Genomic DNA, 14,632 nt, shown 5'->3' on the forward strand with positions numbered 1-14,632 from the left:
GGGCTGACGGGGGCGGGGTGCTTGACCCGGCCCCCCGGCGGGAGGACTCTGAGCCCGGGAAAAGGGGGGAGCGATGGCCGACGCGCACGACGCGTTCCGGGGGCACCTGCGGGAGCTGTGGCCGTTCGTGAGGCCGTACGTCGAGCGCGGCGTGACGATGACGGCCGCCGAGGCGCGGGTGATGCTCGACCAGCACCTCGCCGACACGCCCTACGCGGGGGAGGCGATGCTGCTCGCCGACCGGCTCCACGCGCTGCTCGACCGGAAGCCGGAGTGGGAGGAGCGGGGGCAGTGCGCCGTGCTGTGCGCGGCCGTCCTCTACTTCCTCGAGATCGACGACGCCTGGAGCGACGACACCGCCGGGGGGCTCTCCGACGACGCGCGGGTGATCCGGGCCGCCGAGCTGGCGCTCGACGGGGCGTGAGTCAGTCGAGGCCGCTGACGTCGTCGGGGACGTCGACGGCGTTCTCGCTCAGCACCTCGATCGGGATCACCTCGAGCGCGCGGTAGTTGGTCGCCGCGAGGACGACAGGAGCGGCGGCGCCGGCCTCGTGGGACTGGAGCCAGCGGCCGGCGACGACGCACCAGCGATCACCGGGGGTGAGGCCGGGGAAGCGCCACTCGGGGCGCGGCGTGCTCAGGTCGTTGCCGACCGAACGCTGGTGGTCGAGGAACTCCGAGGTGACCACCACGCACACCGCGTGGAGGCCGGGATCCATCGGCCCGATCGTGCAGCTGCCGTCGCGGTAGAAGCCGGTCAGGGGGTCGTTGCTGCACGACTCCAGCTCGCCCCCGAGGACGTTGCGCTGGCTCATGGTCATCGACCGCCCGAGATCGCGGTGTCGTAGACCTCGAGGGTGCGGGTGGCGATCGCGTCCCAGCTGAAGGCCGAGATCGCACGCTCCCGGCCGGCCCGGCCCATCGCCGCGGCCCGGTCGGGGTCGCTGCACACGGCGGTCAGCGCCTCGGCGAAGGCGGCGACGTAGGCGTCGGGGTCGAGGGGTGTGCCCGTCCCGTCGGTGGCCTGCTCGATCGGGACCAGGAGGCCGGTCTCGTCGTGGACCACCACCTCGGGGATGCCGCCGGTGGCCGTGGCGACGACGGCGGTCTCGCAGGCCATCGCCTCCAGGTTGACGATGCCGAGCGGCTCGTAGATCGACGGGCACGCGAATGCCGTCGCGGCCGTCAGCAGCGTGACGACGTCGCGGCGCGGCAGCATCTCGCGGATCCAGACGACCCCGGTCCGGGTCTCGGCGAGCGACGCCGCGAGCTCGGAGACCTCGGCCTCGATCTCCGGGGTGTCGGGCGCCCCGGCGCAGAGCACCACCTGCACCTCCGGTGGCAGCTCGGCGCAGGCCCGCAGGAAGAGCGGGAGCCCCTTCTGACGGGTGATCCGCCCGACGAACACCACCGACGGGCGGTCGGGGTCGACGCCCAGCTCGCGCACCCGGTCGGGGTCGACGACCGGCGCCCAGTCGGCGGTGTCGATGCCGTTGTGGACGACGTGCACCCGGTCGGGGTCGAGGGCGGGATAGCAGCGCAGCACGTCGTCGCGCATCGCCGCCGACACCGCGATCACCGCCGCCGCGCCCTCGTAGGCCGTCCGCTCGGCCCAGGACGAGATCGCGTAGCCGCCGCCGAGCTGCTCGGCCTTCCACGGGCGCATCGGTTCGAGCGAGTGGGCGGAGACGACGTGGGGCACGCCGTGGAGCAGGCCGGCCAGGTGACCGGCCATGTTGGCGTACCAGGTGTGGGAGTGGACCAGGTCGGTCCCGCCGCAGGCGTCGGCGATCGCGAGGTCGACCCCGAGCGTGCGCAGCGCCGGGTTGGCGCCGGCGAGCTCCGCCAGGTCGCCGTACGACGCCGTCAGCTCCTCCTCGCGCGGAGCGCCGAACGCGTGGACCCTCGCCTCGACGTCGGGCAGCCGCCGCAGCGCCCGCACCAGCTCGGCCACGTGCACCCCCGCCCCGCCGTAGACCTCGGGTGGGTACTCCCTGCTGAGCACGTCGACGCGCATGGGGCTGACGCTATCGCCCCCGGGTGGCTAGCGTGAGGCCCATGAGCCGTGACTCCCGGAAGAACGTGCTGGCCATCGTCCTCGCGGGTGGGGAGGGAAAGCGGCTGATGCCGCTGACCGCCGACCGCGCCAAGCCGGCCGTGCCGTTCGCCGGGATCTATCGCCTGATCGACTTCGCGCTGTCCAACGTCGTCAACTCCGGCTACCTCAAGGTCGTCGTGCTGACGCAGTACAAGTCCCACAGCCTCGACCGCCACGTCACCCAGACCTGGCGGATGTCGACCATGCTCGGCAACTACGTCGCGCCGGTCCCGGCCCAGCAGCGCGTCGGCAAGCGGTGGTACCTCGGCAGCGCCGACGCGATCTTCCAGAGCCTCAACCTGATCACCGACGAGAAGCCCGACATCATCGTCGTGGTCGGCGCCGACCACGTCTACCGGATGGACTTCAGCCAGATGGTCGACCAGCACGTCGAGTCCGGTGCCCCCTGCACGGTCGCGGCGATCCGGCAGCCGATCGGCCTCGCCGACCAGTTCGGCGTCATCGACGTCGAGCCCGACGACCCGCGCAAGATCCGCGACTTCCTCGAGAAGCCGAAGGACCCGGTCGGCCTGCCCGACAGCCCCAACGAGGTGCTGGCGTCGATGGGCAACTACGTCTTCGACGCCGACGCGCTCGTCGAGGCCGTCACCCGCGACGCCGACGTCGACAGCTCCGCCCACGACATGGGCGGCGACATCGTGCCGTCGTTCGTCCGTCGCGACCAGGCGGCGGTCTACGACTTCAAGGACAACGAGGTCCCGGGCGCGACCAGCCGTGACCGCGGCTACTGGCGCGACGTCGGGACGATGGGTTCCTACTACGCCGCCCACATGGACGTCGTCAGCCCGCTGCCGATCTTCAACCTCTACAACTTCGACTGGCCGATCTTCACCTCCTACGGCCCGCAGCCCCCGGTGAAGGTCGTCAAGGGTGAGGGCGGCCGCGAGTCGGAGATCGGGGACGCCGTGCTGTCGCCCGGGGTCGTCGTCAGCGGAGGCTCCGTACGCCGCTCCGTGCTCTCACCGGAGGTCCGGGTCGACAACGGCGCCGACGTCGCCGACTCGGTCATCATGAACGGCGTGCGGATCGGCGCCGGGGCGGTCGTGCGCAACGCGATCATCGACAAGAACGTCGTCGTGCCCGCCGGGGCGCAGATCGGTGTCGACCCCGAGGCCGACGAGGCCCGGGGGTTCATCGTCGACGACGGCCTGACCGTCCTCGGGAAGGGTCAGGTCTTCCCGACCTGATCCACCGCGACGGCCCCGGCCCTCCGGGTGACCGTCGAGGGCGGGTCGACGAAGAGGGAGTAGCGGACACCGGCGGCGAACCGCGTCTCGCAGCCGAGCCGGTCGAGCAGGCGCGCGACCTCGGTGCGGAAGGTCCGGACCGAGACGCCGAGGCTGGCCGCGGCGTCGATGTCGCGCAGGCCGTCGGCGAGCAGCCGGGCGACGTCGTGCTGGCGCGGGGTCAGGCTGACCTCGCCGGGGTCGGTGAGGGCGGCCGCCGGGACCGACGAGCGGCGTACGGCCGCGAGGTAGCCCATCGCCGCCCGCACGGCCGGGGCGCCGCGGAGGACGAGCAGGTGGCACGCCTCGCCCTCCTCGATGCCGGGCACCAGCACCTCGTGCTGGTCGAAGAGCTTCATCTGCGTCGGGCCGTAGCCGACGTGGTAGTTCAGCGACGTCGAGTCGGCCAGCAGCCGGATCATCTCGGGCGTCAGCGTTCCGGCGTCCCAGTAGCTCGTCATGTCGAGGGAGGTCGACGCGACCAGGGCCCGGTTCTGGGCGTCACCGGCCGCCAGCGAGGCCGTGTCCTCGACCCAGGTGGTCACCGTCTGGAGCCGCCGCGCACGCCGGCACATGCCGAGCACCGTCTCCCGGATCTCGTCCATGCGGAGCGTGACCAGGCGGTAGCCGTCGTCCTGGGGACGGCGGTCGCGGCGGAACCGCTCGATCGCCTGCCGGCGCAGCAGCAGGAGCGGGAGCGAGGCGTCGCCGACCTCGACCTGCACGTGGGGTCTCACCAGGCTGCCGCGCACGGGTCGTGTCACCTCGGGGGGTCGGGCGGAACGGGTGGGTGGTCAAGGACAGTCTTGCAGGATGTTGCAGTCCGGGTGGTGGTTCGGACCAGGTCGCGGCATCCTGTCGGCCGCGGAGCGGTCTGCCCGCGAGGCGCCGCGTCGGGGGACGTCGCCTTCACCGGAGGCCGCTCCGTGGCTGTTCTCAGCCGGGTGGCAGGAGGCCGGCCGCCCGGGCCGGTTCCGCGTACGCCGCGGCGAGCGTCTCGACCGTCTCGTGGGCGTTGAGCCCCGACGGGTTCGGCACCACCCACAGCTCCGCGCCCGCCAGCGGCTCGGGCTGCCGTCCGCCCTGCGCCTTCCGGTCGCCGAAGGCGGTGCGGTAGGCGGTGATGCCGGCGACGGCGACGACTCGGGGCCGGACCCGCTCGACGGTCGCGAGCAGGCGCTCGCCGCCCTCGCGGAGCTCGGTCGCCCCCAGCTCGTCGGCGCGGGCGGTCGCGCGGCGCACGAGGTTGGTGATCCCGACCCCGCGGGCGAGCACGCGGCGCCGGTCGTCGTCGGTCATGCCGGCCGCCGGGTCGACGGGGTGCTCGAGGATCCCGGCCCGCAGCAGAGCGGGATAGAAGCGGTTGCCGGGATGCGCGAAGTGGGTCTGCACCGCGGCGGTCCACAGGCCGGGGTTGATGCCGACGAAGAGCAGCCGCACATCCGGTCCGACCAGGTCGGGGACCTCGGTCCCCCGGAAGGACTCGAGCTCGGCGCGGGTGAAGCTGCGTGGCCGGTCCGCCATCAGCCGCGGGACCGGCCGGCGGCAAACCGCACGACGACGCCGTCGGCGACCTCGCGCTGCTGGCCGTCGGAGGGCTGGTTGAGCAGGCGCCGCCGGCCCTGCTGGTCGCGGCCGACCATCTCGGAGGAGCCGCCGCCGTCGAGGTTGAGCGCGACGTCGGCGCCGAGCCGCTTCATCGTCCGCGCCAGCTCGACCATGGTGAGACCGCGACTGTGGCGCTGGCGGCCGTCGGCCACGAGCAGCAGCACCCGACCGCGGTCGCGGTCGATGCCGATCGCGGTGCGCGGGTGGAGGACCCGGTCGTCGTGGACCCGGACCCGACCCCGGGAGAGCAGCACGCTCTCGCCGCCGATCGCGAACGCGGGGTCGCCGGCGAGCCCGGCGTGGATGGTCGCGCGGGCCCCGACCCGGAGCTGGGCGAGCTGGTCGGCACCCGCCCCGCGGCCGACGAGCACCTGGCCGCGGATCGCCCGGCCGCGCGACAGGTCGGTCGTGTTGGCGACGACGCGGCCGCCCTCGACGACGACCATCCGGACGCCGCGCTGCTGGCCGTCGGTGATCGAGTAGCCGGAGGTGTCGCCCCACTTCGGGTTCCACAGCCCGATGCCGCCCTCGCGGGCCCGCGGGGAGTTGGCGTTGGTGATCTCCATCTGCGGGTATTCGGCGATCGACGCGTTGAGCGGCGGCCGGCCGATCTGCGGCGCGCCGTCGCCGTCGATCCAGAAGGCGTTGCGCCAGGTGTAGCGACCGCCGTGGAGGAAGCCGCGCTGGCGGTCCTCGCCGATGCCCAGCGGGGCGCCGGTGTCGTAGATGTCGAAGAAGCCGCCGTTGGTGCCGGCGACCGCCTCCTCGCCCTCGCGGCCGAGGATCCGGCTCACGGTGCCGCGGTCCGGGACGTGGCGACCCGGGGAGCCGTAGTCGAGCGAGACCCCGGGGGCGTCCCAGTCGACCGACACGAGGTAGGCGCGCACCTGGCCGCGGCTGTCGGTCTGGTCCCAGCGGCGGAACTGCACCCCGGGCGCCATCCGCCAGGAGCGACGGTTGTCGATCCGCGGCGCGGTCGCGCGCATCGACGGCGGGATCGCGTCGGCGATCTCACCGGCGAGCCCGTCGGAGGTCTGCCGCGGCTGGTCGGCCTCGGCGGCGGTCAGCGCCGCCCGCTCCTCGGGTCCGGAGCGGGGGGCGTCGGGCCACACGTCGACCACGAAGGCCGTGGCCACGAGGGCGGCCGCGACGAGTCCGACCCGGAGACGCATGGGCTCCAGCCTAGGAAGCCGCGTGCCGGGCCGGTGGGAGGCGGCGGCCGTGTTGCGCGATCGGTCTACCCGATACGGGTGATGCGTCCGGCCCCGGGCGGACCTACCGTTTTGTCACGACGCGGCGGTCGGTTGTCCGCGTGATCCCCCGGAGGGGTCCTGACGGACGCGCCAGCCCACAGGCGCCCCACACCGGCCGCCGCGCCGTCCATCTCGGCCCTGGTTGCTGCGGCGCGGGTCACCGCGGCGCGGGTCACTCCACGACGGGCAGGTGCACGACCGCGTCGTCGAGCACCACGGCCCCCGGCGTCCGCGCGCCGGGACCGCCGAAGACGTCGCTGACGGCCGAGGCCATGACGTAGAGGGTCTGGCCCTCCGGGACGTCGACGGCCACCGCGGGGAGCTGCTGCTCCCAGGGCTCGCCGGTGACGACGCCCGTGGTGCCGAGCGGCAGCACGTTGCCCTGCACGAGGCGGGCCTCGGCCGGGTTGGGACCGACGGCCAGCCCGTAGAAGGCCCGGTTGAGGTCCACGCCGACGGTGGTCAGCGATCCCGTCATCGTGGGGGAGCCGGCGATCGAGATCGGGCCCTCCGCGACGGGGTAGGCCAGCCAGGTCGATGCGCCCGATGGCGTGGCGACCTGCCCCACGTCGTACGACGCCGTCGGCTCGACCGACGAGACGGTCGTGCACGTGCCGCCCGGTGTCGCGAGGTGGACCTGGCCGTAGCCGGTGAGGCCACGGTCGCGGCCGCGGAGCTTCTCGTCGAAGAAGGCGCGGGTCAGCGCCGTGAAGTCACCGCCTGCGAGCTCGCGGCTGCAGGGGTCGCCCTGCGGGCTGTTCGCCGGCGGCACGGCGGTCTGCGCGGTGGGGAGGACGTGACCGCCGTTGTAGCCGACGAAGATGCTGCGGCGCCGGGCCCGTGGCGTGAGCGCCCGGTGCCAGTTCTGCAGCCCTTGCCGCAGGTCGAAGAGGGTGTCGGTCGTGCCCTGGCCGAGCAGCACCGGGATGCCGAGGCGTCGACCCTGGGAGACGTGCCAGGCCGGGCCGTTCTTCTTGAAGTAGCGATACATGTCGACGCCGCTCGGGCCGCTGCCGTCGGGCCACTCGCCGGTGGCGGCGCCCTCGACGAGGGCCTCGTCGATCTTGGGCTCCAGCGCGTCGCTGTTCTGGGCGGCGCCTCCGAGCAGCAGCGCCCACTGGACCCGCGGCACCCCCTGGGGACCCAGGCTCCCGCTCAGGTCGTGCCAGGTGATCTGGGGGGCGAGGGCGTCGTAGACGGGCTTCCCCGTGCGCTGGAGCTCCAGGAACGCGCCGAGGAACTGGTAGCCGCCGCCGTAGGAGCCGCCGAGCGCGCCGAGCCGCGGGTCGCCGGGCCCGTCCTGCGTGACCCAGCGCAGCCGGGAGACCAGGCGGATCAGCTTGAGGTTGTCGCGTCCCTCGAAGCGGGGCCGCTCGACGTGGGCGTAGCCCCCGGACTCCCCGAAGCCGCGCTGGTCGAAGGAGAGCACGCCGTAGCCGGCCCGCAGCCACGACCGGAACGCCTCGGGGTCGCGGGTGCGCTGGCCGGCCCAGCCGTGGCTGTGCATGAGCAGCGGCACGCGGTGGTGGCGGTCGGCGCTCCGGGGCTTGAAGAGGGTGTAGCAGATCTTCACCGGCTTCGAGCTGCCGCGCTCGGGCACGCTCCTGAGGCAGGCGTTGCTGACCCGCGCGAGCGGGGCGGCCCGGTCAGCGCCGGCGGCGCCGGCCGCGGCGGGACCGGGGGACCCGGTGAGCCCGCTCGTCACGAGGACGGCGAGGGCGGACGCGGACACGAGTCGACTCACGGACCTGGGCAGCACGGGCACTAGTGTGCCCAGCGTGTCCACCCCCTGGAACGTGTTCGTCGAGGGCGACAACCTCGACGTCCTGGGGTGGCTGGCGCCGGGATCGGTCGACCTGGTCTACATCGACCCGCCCTACAACACCGGCAACGACTTCGCCTACCGCGACCGGTGGGGCGACCACGCCGCCTGGGTCGCGATGATGCGGCCGCGGCTGGAGGCCGCCCGGGTCGTGCTGCGCGAGACCGGCGCGATCGCGGTCAGCATCGACGACCACGAGGTCGCCCACCTGCGGCTGCTGCTCGACGAGGTCTTCGGCGAGCCCGCCTTCCTCGCCCAAGTCGTGGTCAACCTCAACCCCAAGGGCCGCCAGCTCGGGGGCGGCTTCGCGACCAGCCACGAGTACCTGCTGGTCTACGCCCGCGACTCGGAGCGGTGCGTCCTCGACGCCAGCAGCAGCGAGACCGTCGACCCGCGCGACTTCCCGCTCGCCACCGACGACGGCCGCCGCTACCGCCACCTGCCGCTGCGCAACACCAACAAGAAGTTCAACCCGGCCACCGCCCGGACGATGCACTTCCCGCTCTGGGGCGACCCGGGGTCGGGCGAGGTCTCGACCGCGCCGTTCGACGGCGCCGTCGAGGTGCTCCCCGTCTTCGGTGACGGCACGCCCGCGGTCTGGCGCTGGTCGGCACCGCTGGTCGACCAGCGGCCCGGCGACCTCGTCTGCCGCACCGTCTCGGGCCGGCTGGGGAAGCGGGTCGACGTCTTCCAGAGGGACTGGCTCGACACCAGCGCTGCCGGCGTGCGCCGCAAGAAGCTCCGCACCGTCTGGCTCGCCGAGGAGGTCGGCTCGACCGACACCGCCGTCGCCGAGCTCAAGGCGCTCGTCGGCCACGTCTTCGAGTCGCCCAAGCCGACCGGGCTGGTGCGCCGGCTGCTCCACACGATGCCGGACGACGCCGTCGTCCTCGACTTCTTCGCCGGCAGCGGCACGACCGGCCACGCGGTCGCGCTGGCCAACGCCGAGGACGGCGGCCGGCGCACCTGCCTCTCGGTCAACCACGCCGAGCCGACGCGACCCGGGTCGAACGCCCACGGCGCCGGGCTGCTCACGGTCGCCGACGTCACCCGCGCGCGGCTCCGCGCGGTCGCCGCCACGGTCGGCGGGGGCTACGCCGACGTTCCCGTCGAGGGGCTGGCGGCGTACGGAAGGATGGAGGCATGACCGAGAGTCCGGCTCCCTCGTCGTCCAGCCGTCGCGTCGCCCTCGTCACCGGTGCTTCCAGCGGGATCGGGGAGCGCACGGCGCTCCGGCTCCAGGAGGCCGGATTCACCGTCTACGCCGTGGCGCGCCGCGTCGAGCGGATGAAGGGGCTGGCCGATGCCGGGATCCACGTCGTCGCGATGGACGTCACCGACGACGAGTCGATGACCTCGGGCGTGGCCCGGATCATCGAGGAGCAGGGCCGGATCGACGTGCTCGTCAACAACGCCGGCTACGGCTCCTACGGCGCGGTCGAGGACGTCCCGATCGACGAGGCGCGCCGCCAGTTCGAGGTCAACGTCTTCGGGCTGGCACGACTGACCCAGCTGGTCACGCCCCACATGCGGGCCCTGGCCGACGAGCCGCTCGCACGGCGCTGCCGGATCGTGAACATCTCCAGCATCGGCGGCAAGTTCTACGAGCCGCTGGGTGCCTGGTACCACGCGACGAAGTTCGCGGTGGAGGGCTTCAGCGACAGCCTCCGCATCGAGCTCGCACCGTTCGGCATCGACGTCGTGATCATCGAGCCGGGGCCGATCCGCACCGAGTGGAGCGCGATCTCCCGCGAGAGCCTGACCGAGACCAGCCGGGGCGGGGCCTACGAGGGCCAGGCCGAGAAGGTCCGCAAGGTGATGGAGCGCGCCGACCGGCCGGGGATGAGCAGCAGGCCCGACGCGGTCGCGAAGAAGATCGTCTCCGCCGTCCTCGCCAACACCCCGCGCGCCCGCTATCCCGTCGGCCGTGGCGCCGGGACCGTCGTCCGAGCCCGCAAGGTGCTCCCCGACGCCGCCTTCGACTACGTCGTCAAGGGCACCTTCGGCATGCGCGGGCGCTCGCGCCGGCGCCGCTGAGGTCGTGACGGTGTCCCCGGTCGGCCGGGGAAACCGAGCTCAGATGCCCGCGACCTTCTCCAGCGCCGTGAGCTCGTCGTCGAGGTGGGTCAGCAGCCGCTGGAGGTGGGGGACCGTACGCCGGCAGCCGGTGAGGCCGAAGCACATGTCGCCGTCGTAGGACGTGCAGGTGATGTTGAGCGCCATGCCGTTGATCGGGATCGAGAGCGGGTAGGTGCCGAGCAGCTGCGCGCCGTTCCAGTACTGCGTCGTCCGGGGACCGGGGACGTTGCTGATGATGACGTTGTAGGGCGGCCGCACGATCCCCTGCATGCGCAGCATCGGCGTCAGGATCGCCGGCGCCTGCCCGAGGGCGCTCATCGCGAGGATCTGCACCGGCGTCATCGACGACAACGCCTCCTTGCCGTCCTGCATCGACCGGTGGACGGCAGCGAGCCGGTCACCCGGGTCGCCGAGCTCGGTGCCCATCTGCACCATGATCGAGCCGACCGCGTTGCCGCCGTCGGCCGAGGCGACCTGGGACTGCTTGGCGTTGAGCCCGACCGGCACCATCGCCACCAGGCTCTGGTCCGGCAGCGCGTCGAGCTCGCTGAGGTAGGTGCGCATCGCGCCGGACACCATCGCGATCACGACGTCGTTGATCGTGGTGCCGGTGGCCTTGCCGACGCCGCGCAGCCTCTCGATCGGCCAGTCCTGGGCGGCGAACCGGCGGGAGCCGGTGATGTTCTGGTTGAGGATCGTGCGCGGGGCGTGGAGCGACAGCGCCGAGGTCTCGTTGCGCACGCTCTTGGTGAGCGTCTTGATGAACGCGCCCGGCAGGCCGGCGGCCTCGGCGGTGATGCCGAGCGCCGTACGCAGCGCCTGCGTCGGCACCTCCGCCAGCGGTGTCTCGACCTTCGCCCGCTCCTTCCCCGACCGGGAACGCTCGGGGGTGGCGCCCCAGGGCGCGGGCATCCCGCGCTTGTCCGGGTCGGTGGTCAGGACGCTCGCGAGCAGCCGCATGGCGCTCACGCCGTCGACCAGCGCGTGGTGGGTCTTGGTGTACATCGCGACCCGGCCGTCGCGCATGCCCTCGATGACGTGGGCCTCCCAGAGCGGGCGCTCCCACGCGAGCCGGGTCGAGTGGAGCCGTGAGCAGAGCTCGAGGAGCTCGCGCACGCGCCCGGGCTTGGGCAGTGCGCTGTGGCGGACGTGGTGCTCGATGTCGAACTGCTCGTCCGGCCGCCAGACCAGCTGGCCGGCCGTCCGTGCCGAGCGGTGGGGGTGCTTGAGGAACAGCGGCGCGATCTCGTCGACGTCGCGCATCTCCTCGAACATCTGCCGGACGTAGTCGCGCCCGGCGCCCTCCGGCTTCTTGAAGAGCTGGAGGCCGCCGACGTGCATCGGCATGCTCCGGTTCTCCGCGAGCAGGAACGCCGCCGACGTCGGATCGATGGGTGTGACCACGCGTGCCCCCTTCCGGCCCGATCCCGCGCGGGCCGTCGTGGCCCAACGCCCCACCCCTGGGGGTGGCTACGCCGTGAGGGATCTGTGTGACGGACCTTACGACCCTCCGCCGCACCGGCGCTCGCCTCGTCCGCAGGGAGCCGGGGTCGTACGCTCGTCGGGTCCCACCCCCCACCTCCCAGGAGCCTGATCCGTGCCGACCGCGCCGTCCGACGCCGGGCGTCCCGACCACGACGAGGCCCGGGTGCTCGGTGACCGCTACGAGCTGGGCGACGTCCTCGGCCGTGGCGGGATGGCCGACGTCCACCGCGGCACCGACCGGCTGCTCCACCGCGAGGTCGCCGTGAAGGTGATGCGCGACCTCGCCGGCGACGACACGGCGCGCGCCCGCTTCACCGGCGAGGCGCGCACCCTGGCCGGGCTCTCCCACCCGGGCCTGGTCACGGTGCTGGACGCCGGCCTGGCCGGCGCCTCGGCCGAGCAGCCCTACCTGGTGATGGAGCTGGTCGAGGGCTCGACGCTGGCCGACGAGATCGCGCGCGGTCCCGTCGCGGCGGCGAAGGTCCGCGAGGTGGGCCAGCGGCTCGCAGCTGCACTGGCCTACGCCCACGACCACGGGGTGGTCCACCGCGACGTGAAGCCCGGCAACGTGCTGCTCGACGGCGCCGGCCGGGTCAAGCTCGCCGACTTCGGCATCGCCAAGCTGCTCGGCGACACCGCCGGTCACACCCGGACGGGCGCGACGATCGGCTCGGCGGCCTACCTGGCTCCCGAGCAGGTGCGGGGTGAGCAGGTCAGCGGGGCGACGGACGTCTGGTCCCTGGGGTTGGTCCTCCTCGAGGCGCTGACCGGCGAGCGCGAGTACGCCGGCGCCGCGATGGAGGCGGCCGTGGCCCGGCTCCACCGGGACCCGGTCGTGCCGGACGACCTGCCCGCGGGCTGGCAACCGCTGCTCGTGTCGATGCTCTCCGGCGACGTCGCGCCGCGGCCCACGGCGGCCGAGGTGGCCGAACGGCTGCGGACCCTCGACGACGCCGGCACCACCCGTCCGCTGACGGCCGTCGTCCCCACGGCCGCGCCGGCCGCCGGCCCGGCGTCGACGACCACGCCGACGACCACGCCGAGGACCGCGCCGCAGGCCGACCGGCTGCGGCAGGCGCTCGGGGCCGTCGGCGAACGGGCGCGACGAACCACCGAGCACCAGCGCGCGCTGGCCGGCGTCGGCCTGGTCCTGCTGCTGCTCCTGGTCGTGGCGGCCATCGCCGCGGGGGGCGGCTCGGGCGGCACCGGCGACATCCCGGCCGACACGCCGCGCCGGCTCCAGCAGCCGCTGCAGGAGCTGCACGACGCCGTCGACGGGCGGACCCCGTGACCCGGGCCGTCCGCCGGGCGACGGTGGCCGTCGCGACGGTGCTGCTGCTCGCGGGCTGCGGGTCCGAGACCCCCGGCGAGGCTGCGCCGGCCCTGGCCGACGGGGTGGCGGCCGTGGACGAGGCCGTGGCCGCTGGCGACCGCCCGGCCGCACGCGAGGCGCTCGCCGCGCTCGTGGACGACACCGAGCAGGCGGTCGCCGACGGGACGCTCTCGGAGGCGGACGGCGACGCGGTCGTGGCTGCCGCCGAGACCCTCCTCGCCGAGCTCGGCGGCTCCGCGGGCGAGACGGAGCCGACCGAGGAGGCCACCGAGGAGCCCACGGAGGAGGCGACCGAGGAGACCTCCGAGCCCGAGCCGGACGAGTCGTCCGACGAACCGGAGGACGCCAAGCCCCCGAAGGAGCCGAAGGGACCGAAGGGACCGAAGCCGGGGAAGGGTCCGAAGAAGGACAAGGGCTAGGACCAGGACGAGGACCAGGACCTTCCGTGGCGGGTGGATCCACGGCAGGCTGGCCGCGCGCCGTCCGGCGTAGCCCCCTGTCCGTCACTCACACCTCTGTCTCGGGAGATCCAGTGATCCATACGTCCTGCCGCCGCGCCCTGACGCGGCTGCTCGCCCCTCTCGCCCTCGCCACGGTCCTGGTGGCCGTGCCCACCGTCGCCCACGCGGCGTCCTACTCCGCCCCGCTGATGACCGCCATCGCCGACCTGCCGGTCGCGAGCGAGGTGCGGACGGGCTACGACCGCGACCTCTTCCCCCACTGGGTCGACGCGGACGGCGACGGCTGCCACACGCGGAACGAGGTGCTGATCGCGGAGGCCGACGACCCGGTCACCGTCGGGGTCCGGCTGCTCGCTCTCGGGCGGTCGCTGGTTCTCCTACTACGACCGGGTGTCGTGGACGCAGACCTCCGACGTCGACATCGACCACATGGTGCCGCTGGCCGAGGCGTGGGACTCGGGTGCCCGTACGTGGTCGACGGCGACCCGCCAGGCCTACGCCAACGACCTCGGCGACCACCGGACGCTCGTCGGGGTGACCGACAACGTCAACCAGTCCAAGGGTGACCAGGACGTCGCCGAGTGGCTGCCGCAGTACGACCGGTGCCGCTACCTGCGTGAGTTCGTCGCGGTGAAGCACCGGTGGGGTCTGACCGTCGACTCCGCGGAGAAGCAGGCGATGAACAGCCTCGGCTCGACCTGCACCAACACGACCATCACGGTCACCCTGGCCCGCTGACCGCGGCTCCCACGAGCCACCGACCGTCCCCAGCGCCGCCGCCCGCAGCGTTGTCCACAACAGTCGTCGCGGGCGGTCGTCGTCGTCCCTCCGTCTCCCTAGCGTCCTGTTCCGCGTCGGAACCGCCGGCGCGGCAGAGACAGCAGCAGAGACAAGGGGAGACACATGAGGAAGCTGGTCGCAGGAGTGCTGGCGGCGATGGCGCTGGTGCTGGGGCTGGTGGGGGCGGGCGCCGCCACCGGGGCGCCGGCCGCGCCGCCGACCTACGGCGACGACGTCATCGTCGAGGTCGAGGGCAACGCCGCCGACGGGTTCGGCATCCACTACTACGACGGGTCGGCGAGATACGTCCCGACCGACTCCGAGGCCCGGGCGGAGTGCGACGAGTACGACACCGTGCGCGGCCGCGTCCGCTGCCGCACCGGGATCCGCCAGTGGTACGCCGACCTGAAGGAGCTCAAGCGCACCTTGCGCTGGGCGCTCGCCCAGTAGCGCGGTCCGGGGCCGG

Annotated in this window: 15 protein-coding genes; 8 read left to right on the plus strand and 7 right to left on the minus strand. The window is 73.5% G+C overall.

What is annotated here, in order from left to right:
• Window positions 1–73 precede the first annotated feature (73 nt).
• Entirely contained in the window at window positions 74–424 is a 351-nt protein-coding gene (locus tag ABD091_RS13645; protein ID WP_343919316.1) for a hypothetical protein, read from the plus strand.
• 1 nt (window position 425) lies between these two features.
• On the opposite strand, the gene ABD091_RS13650 is transcribed toward ABD091_RS13645, so the two are convergent.
• Together ABD091_RS13650 and glgA are read right to left on the minus strand one after the other, a co-directional pair.
• Window positions 426–815: a DUF2237 family protein gene (locus tag ABD091_RS13650; protein ID WP_379189761.1), complete on the minus strand. Its 390-nt coding sequence runs from the start codon at window positions 813–815 to the stop codon at window positions 426–428.
• A gap of 2 nt (window positions 816–817) precedes the next feature.
• On the minus strand, window positions 818–2,017 hold the full coding sequence (gene glgA, locus ABD091_RS13655; protein ID WP_343919320.1) for a glycogen synthase: 1,200 nt from the start codon (window positions 2,015–2,017) through the stop codon (window positions 818–820).
• A gap of 41 nt (window positions 2,018–2,058) precedes the next feature.
• On the opposite strand from glgA, the gene glgC reads away from it, so the two are divergent.
• The gene (gene glgC, locus ABD091_RS13660; protein ID WP_343919322.1) at window positions 2,059–3,306 is read left to right on the plus strand and encodes a glucose-1-phosphate adenylyltransferase; all 1,248 of its coding nucleotides are present in this window, start codon (window positions 2,059–2,061) and stop codon (window positions 3,304–3,306) included.
• Here the strand turns inward: glgC and ABD091_RS13665 are convergent.
• From ABD091_RS13665 to ABD091_RS13680, 4 genes are all read right to left on the minus strand, one after another.
• Entirely contained in the window at window positions 3,288–4,097 is an 810-nt protein-coding gene (locus tag ABD091_RS13665; RefSeq protein ID WP_343919324.1) for a helix-turn-helix domain-containing protein, read from the minus strand. The genes glgC and ABD091_RS13665 overlap by 19 nt on opposite strands.
• Before the next feature lie 184 nt (window positions 4,098–4,281).
• On the minus strand, window positions 4,282–4,869 hold the full coding sequence (locus tag ABD091_RS13670; protein WP_343919326.1) for a mismatch-specific DNA-glycosylase: 588 nt from the start codon (window positions 4,867–4,869) through the stop codon (window positions 4,282–4,284).
• Complete coding sequence (locus ABD091_RS13675) at window positions 4,869–6,125, minus strand: phosphodiester glycosidase family protein (protein WP_343919328.1); 1,257 nt, start codon at window positions 6,123–6,125, stop codon at window positions 4,869–4,871. Before ABD091_RS13675 ends, ABD091_RS13670 begins: the two co-directional genes overlap by 1 nt.
• Before the next feature lie 253 nt (window positions 6,126–6,378).
• Complete coding sequence (locus ABD091_RS13680) at window positions 6,379–7,938, minus strand: alpha/beta hydrolase family protein (protein ID WP_343919330.1); 1,560 nt, start codon at window positions 7,936–7,938, stop codon at window positions 6,379–6,381.
• A gap of 46 nt (window positions 7,939–7,984) precedes the next feature.
• On the opposite strand from ABD091_RS13680, the gene ABD091_RS13685 reads away from it, so the two are divergent.
• Both ABD091_RS13685 and ABD091_RS13690 read left to right on the plus strand, forming a co-directional pair.
• The gene (locus tag ABD091_RS13685) at window positions 7,985–9,175 is read left to right on the plus strand and encodes a site-specific DNA-methyltransferase (RefSeq protein WP_343919332.1); all 1,191 of its coding nucleotides are present in this window, start codon (window positions 7,985–7,987) and stop codon (window positions 9,173–9,175) included.
• On the plus strand, window positions 9,172–10,065 hold the full coding sequence (locus ABD091_RS13690; RefSeq protein ID WP_343919334.1) for an oxidoreductase: 894 nt from the start codon (window positions 9,172–9,174) through the stop codon (window positions 10,063–10,065). The genes ABD091_RS13685 and ABD091_RS13690 overlap by 4 nt, the downstream gene beginning before the upstream one ends.
• Window positions 10,066–10,104: 39 nt before the next feature.
• Here the strand turns inward: ABD091_RS13690 and ABD091_RS13695 are convergent, their stop codons facing one another.
• Window positions 10,105–11,511 (minus strand): WS/DGAT/MGAT family O-acyltransferase, encoded by a 1,407-nt coding sequence (locus ABD091_RS13695; protein WP_343919336.1) that lies wholly within the window; start codon window positions 11,509–11,511, stop codon window positions 10,105–10,107.
• Between the two features lie 193 nt (window positions 11,512–11,704).
• On the opposite strand from ABD091_RS13695, the gene ABD091_RS13700 reads away from it, so the two are divergent.
• From ABD091_RS13700 to ABD091_RS13715, 4 genes are all read left to right on the plus strand, one after another.
• Window positions 11,705–12,883, plus strand: a complete 1,179-nt coding sequence (locus ABD091_RS13700) for a serine/threonine-protein kinase (protein WP_343919338.1) — start codon at window positions 11,705–11,707, stop codon at window positions 12,881–12,883.
• Entirely contained in the window at window positions 12,880–13,344 is a 465-nt protein-coding gene (locus ABD091_RS13705) for a hypothetical protein (protein WP_343919340.1), read from the plus strand. The genes ABD091_RS13700 and ABD091_RS13705 overlap by 4 nt, the downstream gene beginning before the upstream one ends.
• 432 nt (window positions 13,345–13,776) lie before the next feature.
• Entirely contained in the window at window positions 13,777–14,124 is a 348-nt protein-coding gene (locus ABD091_RS13710; protein WP_343919342.1) for an HNH endonuclease family protein, read from the plus strand.
• Between the two features lie 165 nt (window positions 14,125–14,289).
• Window positions 14,290–14,616: a hypothetical protein gene (locus tag ABD091_RS13715; RefSeq protein WP_343919344.1), complete on the plus strand. Its 327-nt coding sequence runs from the start codon at window positions 14,290–14,292 to the stop codon at window positions 14,614–14,616.
• Window positions 14,617–14,632: the final 16 nt, after the last annotated feature.

This window comes from Nocardioides aestuarii (assembly GCF_039527245.1).
Taxonomy (GTDB): domain Bacteria; phylum Actinomycetota; class Actinomycetes; order Propionibacteriales; family Nocardioidaceae; genus Nocardioides; species Nocardioides aestuarii.